The organism is Kribbella sp. VKM Ac-2566 (assembly GCF_004366005.1).
GTDB classification, from domain to species: Bacteria; Actinomycetota; Actinomycetes; order Propionibacteriales; family Kribbellaceae; genus Kribbella; species Kribbella pratensis.
The window spans coordinates 13,801-26,716 of sequence record NZ_SODT01000009.1; the positions used below are offsets into that span (position 1 = coordinate 13,801).

At 68.3% G+C, this 12,916-nt stretch carries 16 protein-coding genes and 1 tRNA gene; 8 read left to right on the forward strand and 9 right to left on the reverse strand.

The window, feature by feature from the left end; translation table 11 throughout:
• Positions 1 to 214: 214 nt before the first annotated feature.
• Positions 215 to 1,081, forward strand: coding sequence for an HIRAN domain-containing protein (locus EV647_RS11505; protein WP_134001989.1), 867 nt, complete (start codon positions 215 to 217; stop codon positions 1,079 to 1,081).
• 74 nt (positions 1,082 to 1,155) lie between these two features.
• On the opposite strand, the gene EV647_RS11510 is transcribed toward EV647_RS11505, so the two are convergent.
• Positions 1,156 to 1,980 carry an NAD(P)H-binding protein gene (locus tag EV647_RS11510; protein WP_134001991.1) on the reverse strand — a complete coding sequence of 275 codons (825 nt, stop codon included), beginning with the start codon at positions 1,978 to 1,980 and terminating at the stop codon, positions 1,156 to 1,158.
• Between the two features lie 76 nt (positions 1,981 to 2,056).
• Here EV647_RS11510 and EV647_RS11515 point away from each other — a divergent pair, with 76 nt between their 5' ends.
• Positions 2,057 to 2,476: a MarR family winged helix-turn-helix transcriptional regulator gene (locus EV647_RS11515; protein WP_134001993.1), complete on the forward strand. Its 420-nt coding sequence runs from the start codon at positions 2,057 to 2,059 to the stop codon at positions 2,474 to 2,476.
• 14 nt (positions 2,477 to 2,490) lie between these two features.
• The gene (locus EV647_RS11520; RefSeq protein ID WP_134001995.1) at positions 2,491 to 2,721 is read left to right on the forward strand and encodes a hypothetical protein; all 231 of its coding nucleotides are present in this window, start codon (positions 2,491 to 2,493) and stop codon (positions 2,719 to 2,721) included.
• 12 nt (positions 2,722 to 2,733) lie between these two features.
• Here EV647_RS11520 and EV647_RS11525 read toward each other — a convergent pair whose 3' ends face one another.
• Complete coding sequence (locus EV647_RS11525) at positions 2,734 to 3,114, reverse strand: hypothetical protein (RefSeq protein WP_134001997.1); 381 nt, start codon at positions 3,112 to 3,114, stop codon at positions 2,734 to 2,736.
• Positions 3,115 to 3,254: 140 nt separating this feature from the next.
• Between EV647_RS11525 and EV647_RS11530 the strand changes: the two genes are divergently transcribed.
• Genes EV647_RS11530 through EV647_RS11540 form a run of 3 tightly spaced genes read left to right on the forward strand, consistent with a single transcriptional unit; the run spans position 3,255 to position 6,271 of the window.
• On the forward strand, positions 3,255 to 5,192 hold the full coding sequence (locus EV647_RS11530; protein ID WP_134001999.1) for a sensor histidine kinase: 1,938 nt from the start codon (positions 3,255 to 3,257) through the stop codon (positions 5,190 to 5,192).
• Positions 5,189 to 5,833, forward strand: coding sequence for a response regulator transcription factor (locus EV647_RS11535; RefSeq protein WP_134002001.1), 645 nt, complete (start codon positions 5,189 to 5,191; stop codon positions 5,831 to 5,833). Before EV647_RS11530 ends, EV647_RS11535 begins: the two co-directional genes overlap by 4 nt.
• A 36-nt stretch (positions 5,834 to 5,869) precedes the next feature.
• Positions 5,870 to 6,271 carry a GNAT family N-acetyltransferase gene (locus EV647_RS11540; protein ID WP_134002003.1) on the forward strand — a complete coding sequence of 134 codons (402 nt, stop codon included), beginning with the start codon at positions 5,870 to 5,872 and terminating at the stop codon, positions 6,269 to 6,271.
• On the opposite strand, the gene EV647_RS11545 is transcribed toward EV647_RS11540, so the two are convergent.
• From EV647_RS11545 to EV647_RS11555, 3 genes are read right to left on the reverse strand one after another with little or no spacing between them, the layout of a single operon-like run.
• On the reverse strand, positions 6,249 to 6,641 hold the full coding sequence (locus EV647_RS11545; RefSeq protein ID WP_134002005.1) for a VOC family protein: 393 nt from the start codon (positions 6,639 to 6,641) through the stop codon (positions 6,249 to 6,251). The two genes, EV647_RS11540 and EV647_RS11545, sit on opposite strands and share 23 nt — an antisense overlap.
• Positions 6,634 to 7,137 (reverse strand): SRPBCC domain-containing protein, encoded by a 504-nt coding sequence (locus EV647_RS11550; RefSeq protein ID WP_166680298.1) that lies wholly within the window; start codon positions 7,135 to 7,137, stop codon positions 6,634 to 6,636. Before EV647_RS11550 ends, EV647_RS11545 begins: the two co-directional genes overlap by 8 nt.
• 14 nt (positions 7,138 to 7,151) lie before the next feature.
• Positions 7,152 to 7,469 (reverse strand): helix-turn-helix transcriptional regulator, encoded by a 318-nt coding sequence (locus tag EV647_RS11555; protein ID WP_133786740.1) that lies wholly within the window; start codon positions 7,467 to 7,469, stop codon positions 7,152 to 7,154.
• Positions 7,470 to 7,746: 277 nt separating this feature from the next.
• Here EV647_RS11555 and EV647_RS11560 point away from each other — a divergent pair, with 277 nt between their 5' ends.
• On the forward strand, positions 7,747 to 8,325 hold the full coding sequence (locus EV647_RS11560) for a hypothetical protein (RefSeq protein WP_134002007.1): 579 nt from the start codon (positions 7,747 to 7,749) through the stop codon (positions 8,323 to 8,325).
• A gap of 7 nt (positions 8,326 to 8,332) precedes the next feature.
• Here the strand turns inward: EV647_RS11560 and EV647_RS11565 are convergent, their stop codons facing one another.
• The 4 genes from EV647_RS11565 to EV647_RS11580 all read right to left on the reverse strand — a co-directional run bounded on the left by EV647_RS11565 (position 8,333) and on the right by EV647_RS11580 (position 12,436).
• On the reverse strand, positions 8,333 to 9,292 hold the full coding sequence (locus tag EV647_RS11565; protein WP_134002009.1) for an alpha/beta fold hydrolase: 960 nt from the start codon (positions 9,290 to 9,292) through the stop codon (positions 8,333 to 8,335).
• A gap of 4 nt (positions 9,293 to 9,296) precedes the next feature.
• Positions 9,297 to 9,755, reverse strand: coding sequence for a hypothetical protein (locus tag EV647_RS11570; protein ID WP_134002011.1), 459 nt, complete (start codon positions 9,753 to 9,755; stop codon positions 9,297 to 9,299).
• 34 nt (positions 9,756 to 9,789) lie between these two features.
• Positions 9,790 to 10,575, reverse strand: coding sequence for a hypothetical protein (locus EV647_RS11575; protein ID WP_134002013.1), 786 nt, complete (start codon positions 10,573 to 10,575; stop codon positions 9,790 to 9,792).
• 265 nt (positions 10,576 to 10,840) lie between these two features.
• Positions 10,841 to 12,436: an LCP family protein gene (locus tag EV647_RS11580; protein ID WP_134002015.1), complete on the reverse strand. Its 1,596-nt coding sequence runs from the start codon at positions 12,434 to 12,436 to the stop codon at positions 10,841 to 10,843.
• A gap of 278 nt (positions 12,437 to 12,714) precedes the next feature.
• On the opposite strand from EV647_RS11580, the gene EV647_RS11585 reads away from it, so the two are divergent.
• Positions 12,715 to 12,804, forward strand: a tRNA-Ser gene (locus EV647_RS11585).
• Positions 12,805 to 12,916 lie beyond the last annotated feature (112 nt).

The following is a 12,916-nucleotide window of genomic DNA, read 5'->3' on the forward strand; positions in this document are numbered from 1 at the left end:
GCATTTGCACGATCTTCGCCGATTCGCTCGCTGCACAAGACAATTCGCGTCCACAGTCCGGACCGACGGATACCTTTGCGTATCAGACTCTTGCACCATGCGTGAAACGGCTCTTCACTGGGCAGTCTAGTTTTCATACGCTCACTCGGTGTAACGGCCAGGTCCTTGGGAGAGATGAGCCGTGTATAGCCGGTCAGTGAGGACTGGAGGGCACATGGAACTGATTCCGTTCAGTCTGTGGGGCGACGCTTTGTGGTGCGGTCAGGAAGTCGTGCGGGAGGCCCCGCACGAGCAGGCGATCAGAAGCCTGTTCCCGGACCCCATCCCGGCGCGCGGCGCAGATCTGGACACCGAAGCGGACCTCGTCCCGGAACCGCACAACCGTTTCGACCCGCGGTCGATCGCCGTCCGGGTGCAAGGCAAGGTTGTCGGCTATCTGCCGAGGGACGACGCGCACCGGTACCACCCGGTGCTGTCAGAGTTGGTGGCACAAGGCCTGCAACCGCGGGTCCCTTGCCACCTGTGGGTCAGTGAGTGGGAGCCGGCGGACTGGGACGGCAAGGGCGCCCAGGGCACCGAGTTCCACGCGAGTGTCGCGGTCGCCCTGGGGCAGCCGCACATGCTGGTGCCGGTGAACCTGCCCCCGCCAGGCAGTTTTCACCTGCTGCCGCCCGGCAGCGGCATCGTCGTGCCGGGCAGCGAGGTGCATCCCGACGTACTGGCGCCGTTCTTCCGCGCGGAGGGCGAGTGCTGGGCGTACGCCACCATGCACGCGATCGAGGAGGAGGACAGCTTTCAGGACCGGCACCGGATCGTGGTCGAGATCCGGCTCGACGACGAACCCGTCGGCCGGCTCAGCCCGCGGCTGAGCGCCGAGTTCCTGCCGGCGATCCATTACCTCGCCGACATGCGTGCCGAGACCGCCGCCAGGGTCGCCGTCCGCGGTGACCGTTGCGCATCGGAGGTGATCCTCTACGCGGCGCGGAGTCACGACCTCCCGGCCACCTGGCCGGACGGGCTGGCCCGCTCCCCAGTCGCGTCCCCGCAATGGCACTACTGGGCGACCAAAGAGGCCAACTAGGCGGCTGCGCAGTACTGACCATGCCTCACCAGGCCGGTACTGCGGAGCTACTTTCAAGGCGCCGGGCAGTTCTCCTAGGAGAGCTGCCCGGCGTTCTCCTTGCACCACACGGAAAACGTGTTCGGTAAGCGCCCGGTCAGGTGCCGTACGACGTCTGTTCGCAAGCCGATCGTGTCGGCGCGCATGAGGGTCAGGCCCTCGATCAGGGCAGCCGCCAACTCGGCCGGAGCCCCTTCTGGATAACGGAATCGAACCGCCTCCTCAGGGGTCGCGATCGGGCGTACGTCGAGTGCGCGGCCGATCGCCGTACCGAGGATCGCGACCTGCTCGGCGACCGTGAACGCCTCGGGTCCGGTCAGCGTGTACGCCTGCTTCTCGTGGCCGTCCTCGACGAGCACCGTCGCCGCGACCGCCGCGATGTCCGCCGGGTCGATCGGCGCCATCCGTCCCGGTCCGATGGGATCGAGCACGTATCCGCCGGCGCGGATCGTCGGCAGCCAGTCGAACGCGTTCGTCATGAAGCCGGTCGGCCGCAGGAACGTTGCCGCGATCCCCGAATCCGCGATCAGCCGCTCGCGCTCGTGATGCCACCGCCCCATCGCCGGGACCGGGTCGCCGAGTACGGCGTACGACGACAGGTACACGATCTGCCGGACGCCGGCCCGACGGGCGGCCGCGACGACGTTGGCCGTGTGCTCGAGTCCGGTGCCGGGCACGAGCAGGAACACCTTGTCGACACCGCTCAGGTCGAGCGGTCCGTCGAGATCCCCGACGACCTGCTCCGCGGGCAGTTCCGGCCGCGGGCTGCGGACGAGTGCGCGGAACCCGGCGCCGCGCCGGTTGAGTTCCTGGACGAGCGCGCGACCGACGTGTCCGGTGGCGCCGGTGATGAGCAGCATGGCAAACTCCTTTACCGGTTAACGAGTCGCCGGGAACGTTAACCGGTAAACGATCTGATCGTCAAGGAGTCTGCCGATGCCCGAGTTCCTGGAGCTGCACAGCAAGATGTCCAAGTTGCTGCGGGCCGCCGCGGACGCCGCCGTACAGCGGCACGGGTTGCGGCTCGGGCAGGATCACCTGCTCGCGGCGCTGTGGGCGGAGGACGGCCGTACGCCGGGCGAGATCGCCGCCTCGGTGAACGTCACCACGCCCGCCGTCACCAAACTCGCCACCCGGCTGGCCGAGTCCGGTCTGCTCGAACGCCGGCCCGATCCGCGCGACAACCGCCTCGTGCGGCTGTGGCTGACACCGGCCGGGCGTGCGCTCCAGGCCCCCATCGAGGCCGAGCGCCAGCGGCTCGAGGACCGCATCACCGCGACGCTCACGAAGACCGAGCGGGCCCAGCTGATGAAGGCGCTCGCGAAGATCAATCAGGTGTTGGTGGACGGGCCGTGACGTACCTTGGCCGTATGGCGAACGTACCCGTCTGCCCGGTTTGTGGAGAACGCGGAGTGCCGATCCTTTACGGCCTGCCTACCCCGCTCGCTCGCGAAGCGGCCGCGGCCGGCAAGGTGCGGCTGTTCGGCTGCGTCATCCCGGCCGAACCGGACAACTGGACGTGCGCCCAGGACCACACCTGGAAGGCCGACGACGATCAGGTGCTGACGGCCGCCATCGACGCCGCGCTCGGCCGGAACTGATCGACTGCGTGATCAAGCAGCGTTCGGGCGGCGTGTGGCGCACACGAGGGCGATCAGGGCGAGCACGCCGAACGGGATGGCTTGGAGCTCTTGGAACGCGATGAGCTTGAAGAGCGTGAAGTAGATCATCCAGGTGGCGTAGAGGATGACGCCGGGGCGGCCGAGGCGGTGGCCGCGGAGGAACGCGGCGACCGCGACCAGGCCGGTGAGCGTCAGGAACTCGTACGCGACCACGAAGCTCACCCCGATGCCGTCCCATCCCTCCAATCCGGTGAAGTAGATCGCTCCATAGCCACCCACTACGGCGATCAGTGTGAGGAGGACGGACGCCGTGACGGCGGTGGCGGACGGGCGTCGGCGGGTGATGGATCGAGTGCTGGTCATGGTGGTCATTGCGGTCTCCTGTCGTTCGGTTTGACGTGCCGCCAACGATCGCGACCGGGCCGTCCCGATCGACACGGCCGCGGGTCACGACCTCAGCTGGGACGTCCTGTCCCGTGACGGCGGGACACAAGTGCGGCGATGATGCCCTCATGGGGGTTGCCATCGGGGTACTCGCGGTGCTCGCCGGCCTGGCAGGCACCGGCGTCCATGCCGTGAATGCGGCAGCGGGACGGACGGCCGGGCCGTCGTTCTGGTTGATGGAGGCGGCGGCCGCGATCGCCTACGGACTCGTCTGCCTGCTCCTCCGGTCGGCGGGCGCCCGCCGGATCCAGGCGGTCCTCGGAGCCATCGCCCTGACCCAGGGTCTGGCGCTGCTGGGGTCAGAAGTCGGAGCGCTCACCAGTGACGACTGGGCAACCTGGATCGGGGCCTGGCTCTGGGCACCCGGGTACGTCGCGATCGCCGTACTGCTGCCGGTGCTGCTGCCGGACGGTCGCCCGCGATCACGTGCTGCTCTCGCGCTGAACGCGGCCGCCGTCGCCGTCATCACGATCATGTGGGCGCTCACGCCGTACAACTCCCAGGACTTCCCCGAGGCTCTGCGCGGCGCGCGGCATCCACTGGCCGTGGCCGCGGTCGGCGAACCCGTCGCGGGAGCGATCGCCGGCGTACTCCTGCTCGCAGCCGTCGTCGTCGGCCTCGCCGCGCTCGTCGTCAGGTGGCGGCAGGCCGCGGATCTCGAGCGTCAGCAGTTGAAGTGGGTACTGGTCGGCTACGCGTGCACGCTCGTCCTCTTCGGCGTGGCCAGACTGCTCCCCGCCGGCATCACGGGTGCCGCCGCCGCTCTCGCCATGCTGCCGCTTCCGATCGCGATCGGTATCGCTGTAATGCGCCACGGCCTCTGGAACGTGGACGTCGTCATCTCACGGGCGATCGTGTACGGCGTTCTGTCGACGGTGGTGGTCGGCCTGTACGCCGGCACGGTCTGGCTGGCCGGGGATCGCCTGGGAGCCACGATGGGTACGCCGATCCTCGCGACCACTGTGGTCGCGCTGGCCGCCCTGCCACTGCGATCCTGGTTGCAGCGGCACGTCAATCGGCTGGTGCACGGGGACGTCGACGAGCCGTACGCCGTACTCGCGCGACTCGGAGCGCGACTGGCAGCAGCCACCACACCGGATGACCTGTCCGAACGCGTCCTGCCGTCGGTGCTCGAACAGGTGGCGCGATCGCTGGGCGTGCAGCGGGCGACGATCGTCCTGCGGGACGGATCCGTCACGTCGTACGGCGAGGGGTCGGGGTCCGGGACGACCGTCGATCTCGAGTACGGGGGCGAGCGGTTCGGTCAGCTCACCGTCGCTCGGTCGACCGCGTTCGACGGACATGAGATCCGTGCTCTCGGCGAGCTCGCCGCGCAGGCTGCGGTTGCGGCACATACCGTCCTCTTGGCCCGCGAGGCCCAGCGATCGCGCGAAGCGGTCGTCGTCGCACGGGAGGAGGAGCGCCGGAGGCTGCGTCGCGATCTGCACGACGGGGTCGGGCCGTCGCTGGCCGCGCTGGCCTTGCACGTCGAGACCGCGCGCGACATCGCCTCGGACGATCCCGAGGCAGCCCGGCGGTTGCTGGACCGCCTGGTACCGCGGCTCAACGCCGCGGTCGCGGATGTCCGGGCACTGGTCCACGAACTCCGGCCGCCGATGCTGGACGAGCTCGGGCTGACGGCCGCGGTGCGTGAGCTGGGCGATCGATTGTCCACAGGTGCGACGAAGGTGTGTGTGTCGGCGGACGAGATCGCCGGATTGCCTGCTGCTGTTGAAGTTGCGGCGTACCACATCGCCGGCGAAGCGATCGGGAACGCGGTCCGGCATGCCGGGGCGGGCGCTGTCGCGGTCCGGGTGTGCGACGGGGACGGATACGTGCGGATCGAGGTCGTCGACGACGGCCATGGGCTGCCTGATCAGCTGCGGCCAGGTGTTGGTACGTCGTCGATGCGCGAGCGGGCCGAAGAACTCGGCGGCCACCTGGTGATCGACTCGGGCCCGTCCGGTACGACCGTCACCGCCATGTTGCCGAGGGGGACGTCATGACAGTACGGGTCCTGGTGGTCGACGACCATCCGCTCTATCGCGAAGGTCTCGTCACCGCGATCTCGACGATGCCCGGCAAGGAGGTGGTCGGCGAGGCAGCGGATGGCGAGCAGGCTGTGCGCCTTGCCGGTGAACTCGTCCCTGACGTTGTCGTGATGGACCTGCACATGCCGGTCCTGAACGGCGTCGAGGCGACCCGACGGGTGACGGAGCGGCACCCGGAGATCGCCGTACTGGTGCTGACGATGCTGGAGAACGACGAGTCGGTGTTCGCCGCCGTCCGGGCCGGTGCACGGGGGTATCTGCTGAAGGGCGCCGACCGTGCAGAGATCGGCCGGGCGCTTGACGGGGTGTCACATGGTGAGGCGGTCTTCTCGTCCGCGATCGCCGGCCGGGTCCTGTCGTACTTCGCTGCCGGCCGATCCGGCCCTCGTGTCGCGCCGTTCCCCGAGCTGACCGATCGCGAGCGCGAGGTTCTCGATCTGGTGGCGCGCGGCCTGACCAATGCAGCAATCGCCCGTCAGCTCGTGGTGAGCGACAAAACCGTCCGCAACCACGTCTCCAACGTCTTCACAAAACTCCACGTCGCCGGCCGAGCCGAAGCAGTAGCCCGCGCCCGCGACGCCGGCCTCGGCACCTAGCTATCCTTTCCCGCTACTCGATCACCTGGGGAATGAATGCCCGTCGTCACCCCGGACGCCGAACTGCTTGCGCGCGCCGTCCGTACCTTCATGAATGCCGACGCCGACGCCGGCTACCTCGAAGCCCCCGGCACTCTGGCTTTCGTGGCCACCGCAGCCGACAAGATCATCGGTTGGTGCTGGGGCTACCGGCTTGCGCGACCCGACGGCGCTTCCATGCTCTACCTCCACCAGTTGGAGGTCGTCGAATCCCACCGCGGGCAAGGAATCGGCCGAGCCCTGACGAGCGCGTTCATGGGCGCGGGCCGGTCTGCCGGTGCCACCAAGATGTTCCTCACCACGGGAGCTGAGAACGCTCCGGCGCGCAAGCTGTACGACTCACTGGGTGGAGGGCTGGCGACGCAAGGACCGACGGTCAACTACTGGTTCCTGTTGTAGCTGTTTCGGTGTCCCAGGTTGAGAGGCAGAACGGGTGGCCGGCGGGGTCGGCGTACACGAGGCAATGGTCGGCGTTCGGTTGGAAGTCGAGCAGTTTGCCGCCGGCCGCGAGGACCCGTGCTCCGGTTGCCTCGAGGTCGTCGACGAGGAACTCGAGGTGCATCTGCATCGGTACGTCGTTGCCGGGCCACTGTGGCGCCCGGAAGTCGTCCACCTGCTGGAAGGAGATGACCCCATTGGGCCCCGAGACGGAGGCCCAGTGCGACGTACCACGGACGACTCCACCAGTGATCTCGGCGTAGAACTGCGCCAGGACGAGTGCATCGGGCGCGTTCACCGTGATCCCTTCCAGCTTGATGCGGTCAGACATCGGTACCCCGATACGCCGGGGTAAGTTCGGTCCACCGCGCGTGCCAGGCCGGGGCAGGCACCTCCGCCGACCAGCCGCCGTCGTGGGCCGGACCGTCGTTCGCCAACGAGCGGCCGAGGTCCTCGAGGTGGACCTGCCAGCCGGCTCCGTGGAAGTGGAGTGAGCCGATGGGGAGGCCGCGCTCCTCGACCACCAGCTTGGTCTGCGAGCCCATCGGGGTGAGCCAGGCCTCGAGCTCACCCTCGTCGTCGGTGCCCGGCTCCGTGGTGAGCAGCAGATGATGCGGTGCCTCGCAGATGTCGATACGAGCCGGACCGTTCCACGTGCTGGTGAAGACGGCGTGGATCGTTCCGCCTTCGTGCAGTGCGCCGGACACCTCGGCGATCCAGCGGGCGAGTCGCTCCGGCGTGGTGCATGCCGCCCAGAGGTCGTCGATATCCGTGTCGTAGACGTCCTCGACGCGGACAGCGCCGCGGGTACGGTCCAGAGCCCGCATCGTTCCGGTGATCCTCACTGAGATGCCTTCTTTCCTCGTGCGATCTCGGTGTGCAGCGCATCGAGCCGGTTCCGCCACAGCGCGCGGTACCCCTCCAGCCACTCGTCCACCTCGACGAGCGCCTCCGGCCGCAAGGTGTAGATCCGCCGCTGCGCCTCCTGCCGTACGTCGACCAGCCCGGCCTCCCGCAGCACCCGAAGGTGCCGGGACACACCCGGCCGCGCAATCGGCAGCGCATCGGCCAACTCACCGGCCGTCGCGGGATGATCCCGCAAGATCTCCAGCACCGTCCGCCGGCTCTGATCAGCCAACGCCTGCAACACCACGTCCATGACCCCGAATGTACCCAACCGGCTACGTAACCACAAGGGTACATATGTCGGTAAGTCACCAGTGGCGGGGGCTGGCCCGGTCCGATCTGCAGCTGGACAGGAAGTGTCGGGTGGCCGGGTAGTGCACCTGAGCGTGAACGTGTCCGTGCGTACAGCGTCTCGCCGGTGCACTACCAGTCGAGCTGCACATCACGCGACCGCGAGGACCACGGTGTTGGTTGGAGTGGAACTAGCATCGAGTTGTGAGGATCCGGGAGTTCGCGATCGTGGGGGCCGGATGAGTGACGCCGGCGATCCGAACATCGCGCCGTACCCCGGTCGCTACGAGGTGGCGCGGGGGAAGGGTATCCCTCCGAACGAGGACCCGGTGCCACTCGACGTCACGGGTACGTACGACCTGCAGCAGCAGATCAACGAGATCGGACGGCTCGTGGCGACAAGCCCGGTGCCGGACGGCGGTCTGTCGTGGGACCACGAATCGCGGGTCGTGGTGGTCCGCCTGGTCGGAGCGGTGAACGGAACCTCAGCCGACGTGGAGCGGCTGAAGTACGCCGTTCTGGAGGCCGCCGACGGATTCGTCGTCAAGTTCGTGTCTGTGCGTTACTCGCGGGCGGAGCTGGAGGCACTGGCGGACCGCCTCTTCTCGACCATGGATCGGTGGGGGCCGAGCCGCGAAGGAATCGGCGGTGGTTGGGATTGCCTCAAGAACCGCGTCGTGATCGTGATTCGCCGCGACACCGACGAGACAGCTCAAGCCTGGATCGACGCGATCGAGGCACTCCACGACCCCCGCATCCTCTACGAGACCTACATTCCGGTTCCCCGCAACCGACGACCACCCCGGCGCCGGCACTGAGCGGTGCTCAGAGTTTGGTGCCGATCAGTTGGTAGATGTCGTCGTGGGCGCCGGGGAGGTCGTCGTGGCCGAAGTCGGGGTACGTGCGGACTTCCTTGGGGGACTGGATCTTGTTGTAGGCGGCGAACTGCGTCGACGGCGGGCAGATCTGGTCCTCGAGGCCGGTGAAGAGGGTGACCTCGGCCTGGATCCGGGGCGCCAGGTGCTGGATGTCGATGTAGCCGAGCGTCGTGAACACCTCCTCCTGGCGGAGGTGCCGCGGGTCGCGCTTGCGGAACCACGTGACGATCTCGTCGTACGGCGAGGTTTCCAGGTTCAGGTCCCACGTCCGCTGGTAGTCGGAGAGGAACGGGTACACGCTCGCGACGTACTTGATCGTCGGCGTCAGCGCGGCCGCCACCAGCGACAGTCCGCCGCCCTGGCTCCAGCCGGTCGTCGCGATCCGGGCCGCGTCGACCTCCGGCAGCCCGCCGATGAGGTCCGCCAAGCGCCGCGTGTCCAGGAAGACGTGCTTGTAGAGCAGCCCGTCCGGACCGTCGTCGAGCCCGTGCACCAGGTGGTGCTGCAGCGAGAAGCTGTTCGATGCCTGCGACGACGTACGGAATCCGACCTGTTCGCGGACATCCAGTGCCGCGACCGTGAATCCACGAGCGGCGTACGGCAGCAGCTCGACCCACTTCGGCTGCTCACCGCCGTACCCGTGGAACAGCAGCACGGCCGGTCCGGTCGGCTCGGCGGGACGCAGTACCTTCGCGTGGACCCGGTAGCCGCCGGTCCCGGTGAAGTACAGGTGCTGTGCGGTCGCCGTCGTCAGCGGGAAGTCGACGGCGTCGACGAACTCGGCATCAGCCGCGACCTCGTCGAGTGACAGCAGGGCCTTGTCCCAGAACGTGTCGAAGTCCGCGGGCCGCGGGTTCGTGCCCTGGTACGTGAGTAGTTCGTCGTACGACAGCTCGAAGGAAAGCACCGCATCATTCTGCGCTGTTGGTGTCCTCGGGGGCAGTCCCGTCCCAGATCGTGTACCCGTGGGCCGCGTTCAGCTTGTCCCGGAGCGCGGTCTCCAGGCTCTCGGCCTTACCGGGCGCCAGCCACGAGATCGGCAGCAGGATCGGATGATCGGGGTTCTTGGTGCGCAGCACGATCGCCTCGCCGTGGGTGGTCTCGACCCGGCCGACCTCGGTGATGTCGGTCCAGGGCGTGCGGAGACCGCGGACCTCGAGGTCGCTGTCGCGGAGCCGTGCGACCTTCGGCGGCCGGGCCAGGATCCACAGGCCGGCCAGCGCGATCATCCCGCCGAGCGTGACGAACACCGAGACGGCAACATCCGGCAGCCCCAGTGCCCAGAGCACCGCGGCCACCCCGAGAATGATCAGCCCGGCGGCCAGGATTCCGAGGAAGCGCCCCGGCCGCATCCGGTACGTCGTACGCATCGCCACAGGATCTCATCCGCCCGGGGCGACCGGATCAGAAGGCTTCCGTCTCGGACTCCGAGGTGTTGCCGGCCACGGACTTCAGCGTCAGCGACCACGAGTACGACCCGTCCAGGAACCGCTCGAGCTTCGAGTACGAGCAGTCCTCGGTGAACCGGTTGTTCTTTGCGTCCCAGTTCCTCCCGGTCTTGTAGTAGACCCAGTAGTCGCCGCGGATCCCGTTCAGCGTTGCCGACTTGTTCGCCCGGACGTAGATCGAGGCCTGCGGCTTGCGCGGGCTGTTGGCCGTGACCACGACCACGATGTCCGAGCCGGCGTTGGTGATCCGTAGCGAACCCGAGCCACGCGGTCCGGACCGTTGGAACACGTCGCCGTTCTCACCCCGGCCGGCGATCACGGCCGGCTGGGCCAGCTTCGCCGGCACCGACAGCGCACCGAACTTCACACCCTTGCCGATCGACTTCTGCACGCCCTGCGCGAGCTCGGCGTAGGCGAACCGGACGCCGCTCTTCGCCTCGTACAGCCGGACGTCCAGCGCCTTCGGGAAGCCGCAGCTGGTCTTCGTCCCTCCGGCCCTGGTCAGCTCAGTGGCCACGTTCCCGGCGTACGCGTCGAAGGCGTCGAGGACCTGGGGATGTGCGGACACCAGACCGCGCGGCGGCGTGATCTTCACGAGCTCGCTGCGTTCGAGTACGACGGCGCTCGCGAGCTGTGCGCGGGACGCGTCGAACGCCGCGATCGTCTGCGCGTTCATCACGCGGGCGACGTACGGCTTGAGGACCTTCTCGACATTGGTCAGCGCCCGCTGGTACATCGGCACCGACAGCGCTACGGCAGTCGGTGTCGGCTTCGGGGCCGGCTTGGGTGCCGCCGACGAGGGCGGTGGCGCGCTGGTGCTGGTCGTCCTACCCCCTGCCGAGGGCGCGCCCGCACTGTCAGCACTGTCCGCCTTGCCGCTGCAGCCTGCGCAGAGCAAGGCCGCAACTCCGACCACAACCGCCAACGAACGCCTCACAGTCACCCCCAGGTGTGACCAATTTTCACTTTGGTCCAATACTTCCCTGAGAGAGGTTCACCGATGCGGATCAGTTGGTGCCGGTCTCGCTCGGGTTGTAGGCGCAGGCGTCGTTCAGGTTCTCCGCGGCGCCCGGGGTGGTGGTCGTCTTCGACGGCGTCGGCCGCTTCGTCGAGCCGGAGGTCGGCGCCTTGGTAGGGTTCCGGGTCGGCTTCACCGTCGGCGTCGAGGCGACCGGGGCGGTCTTGGGGGCGATCGCCTTCTGGATGATCTCCCGCATCGCCGCGTAGTCCGGGTTCTTGCCGCTCGGGAAGTTCTTGTTCTTGTCCAGGTCGATGTTCGCGACCTTCGCGTTCTTCACCTTCAGCGCGAGCTGGATGAACGCCCCCAGGATCTCCTGCGGGATGTCGGTGCGCAGCAGCTGCTTCCCGGCCTTCGCGATCTGCTGGTACGACGTCACGAGCGCCTGCGGGTTCGCGCTGTTCACGAGCGCGTGGATCGTGCAGCGCTGCCGCTCCTGCCGGGACGGGTCGCTGAGCCCGTAGCGGCCGCGCGCGAACCACAGTGCGTGGTACCCGTCGAGCTTCTGGTTCGGGCCCTTCTCGATGTACCCGCTCGGCTTCTTCTCGCTGTTCGACCCGGGGCCGGCGCCGTAGTCGCCGCCGATCGGCACCCGGTAGTTCACGTTCACGGTGATGCCGCCGAGCGCGTCGATGATCTGCCGGAACCCGGCCAGGTTGACCTGCATGTAGTAGTCGATGTCCAGGCCGAGCGCGGCGCTCGCGGCCAGCTTGACCACGTCCGCGCCCTCGTTGTCGGTCTGGCCGAGGATCCCCGGGTGCGCCTTCGGGACGTTCTCGTACATCGCGTCCAGGTAGTACTCCGGCTGCTCGACATTGCCCAGGCTCGGGTCCCAGAAGCCGTCCGGGTACACCTTGTGCAGCGGCGAGTCCTCCGGGAACGGCATCCGCATCCAGTTCCGGCTGAGCGAGATCAGCGCGGTGTCACCGGTCTTGGTGTCGATGCTCGCCACGATCACCGTGTCGGTCCGGACACCGGTCCGGCCGACGCCGTCGTCGGCGCCGAGCAGCAGCAGGTTCAGCCGCGGGGTCTTCGCCCACGGGTCGCTCGCGTTGCCGACCTTCGGCCGGGTCGCGCTCTTCGAGTTCCCCTCCGACTGGAACACGCTGCCGATCAGGTCGCGCTGCGCCATCACGGTCTGCGCCGCGACGGTCGTCGGTACGGCGATCGCGAAGCAGAGCAACCCGACGAACATCGAGCCGGCCAGCCGGCCGGTATACGTCATGCTGACCGGGCGGAGCAGCTTGTGCGACGCGACCACGGTCCAGATCCAGCCGATCCCGAGCAGGACGACGGCACCGGTCGCGACCAGCAGCTGACGCGGGGAGACGAGCAGGGCGAGCACGGAGTCGCGGTGCGTGAGACCGACGTACGCGCCGATCAGCAGCAGGCCGATGCTGATCGTCAGGATGAACGAGCCGAGCTTCTTCCGGCCGCCCATCAGCAGCCCCGAGCCGGGGACCAGGGCGCTGAGCAGCGTCAGGCCGATCGCCTTCGACGCCGTCCGGGCACGGTGCGTTCGGGCCCGGGACCGGCTGGCACGAGGAGCTGCCCTCCGACCGGTTGCGCGAGTACTCCGCGACATGGCTCCGTTCCCTGATCGACGACGTCACGACCCTTCCGTCGGCCGCGCATGGCAGCCCACGGTACTTCAGACGCCCACGACACCAACTTGGTTGACGCGTTGGTTGACGTGATGCTGGCGACCCCCGTCGATGCTCGTCAGGGTACAGGGGCTCGGGGCTACTACCGCAACGTGCCGTGTCGGCGACCCAGCGTGCCCGGCGGCCCGCTTTGCTCCCGGACCGGTCGAGCGGATACTCTTGGCCGTCGTCGCGTCCGCTCCTCGAGTGGGCCGTCGGAGGAGGCGTCGCCTAGTCCGGTCGATGGCGCCCGCCTGCTAAGCGGGTTGAGGGTTACCCCCTCTCGCGGGTTCAAATCCCGCCGCCTCCGCTCTGGGAGCTCTTTGCCTGCAAAATGCGCAGGCAAAGAGCTCCGGCCATGTCACTGGGGGTGCAACCCCCAGACCCCGCCCGGCGGGGCTTCGCCCCCCGGACCCCCCAGC

Bases quoted from the DNA above. Each gene is read 5' to 3' on its own strand.
- EV647_RS11525 (WP_134001997.1), bottom strand. From the start codon at position 3,114: ATGACCACCATGACCAGCACTCGATCCATCACCCGCCGACGCCCGTCC.
- EV647_RS11515 (WP_134001993.1), top strand. From the start codon at position 2,057: ATGCCCGAGTTCCTGGAGCTGCACAGCAAGATGTCCAAGTTGCTGCGG.
- EV647_RS11505 (WP_134001989.1), top strand. From the start codon at position 215: ATGGAACTGATTCCGTTCAGTCTGTGGGGCGACGCTTTGTGGTGCGGT.
- EV647_RS11580 (WP_134002015.1), bottom strand. From the start codon at position 12,436: ATGTCGCGGAGTACTCGCGCAACCGGTCGGAGGGCAGCTCCTCGTGCC.
- EV647_RS11550 (WP_166680298.1), bottom strand. From the start codon at position 7,137: ATGCGGGCTCTGGACCGTACCCGCGGCGCTGTCCGCGTCGAGGACGTC.
- EV647_RS11570 (WP_134002011.1), bottom strand. From the start codon at position 9,755: ATGCGTACGACGTACCGGATGCGGCCGGGGCGCTTCCTCGGAATCCTG.
- EV647_RS11555 (WP_133786740.1), bottom strand. From the start codon at position 7,469: ATGGACGTGGTGTTGCAGGCGTTGGCTGATCAGAGCCGGCGGACGGTG.
- EV647_RS11530 (WP_134001999.1), top strand. From the start codon at position 3,255: ATGGGGGTTGCCATCGGGGTACTCGCGGTGCTCGCCGGCCTGGCAGGC.
- EV647_RS11545 (WP_134002005.1), bottom strand. From the start codon at position 6,641: ATGTCTGACCGCATCAAGCTGGAAGGGATCACGGTGAACGCGCCCGAT.
- EV647_RS11520 (WP_134001995.1), top strand. From the start codon at position 2,491: ATGGCGAACGTACCCGTCTGCCCGGTTTGTGGAGAACGCGGAGTGCCG.
- EV647_RS11560 (WP_134002007.1), top strand. From the start codon at position 7,747: ATGAGTGACGCCGGCGATCCGAACATCGCGCCGTACCCCGGTCGCTAC.
- EV647_RS11510 (WP_134001991.1), bottom strand. From the start codon at position 1,980: ATGCTGCTCATCACCGGCGCCACCGGACACGTCGGTCGCGCGCTCGTC.
- EV647_RS11540 (WP_134002003.1), top strand. From the start codon at position 5,870: ATGCCCGTCGTCACCCCGGACGCCGAACTGCTTGCGCGCGCCGTCCGT.
- EV647_RS11535 (WP_134002001.1), top strand. From the start codon at position 5,189: ATGACAGTACGGGTCCTGGTGGTCGACGACCATCCGCTCTATCGCGAA.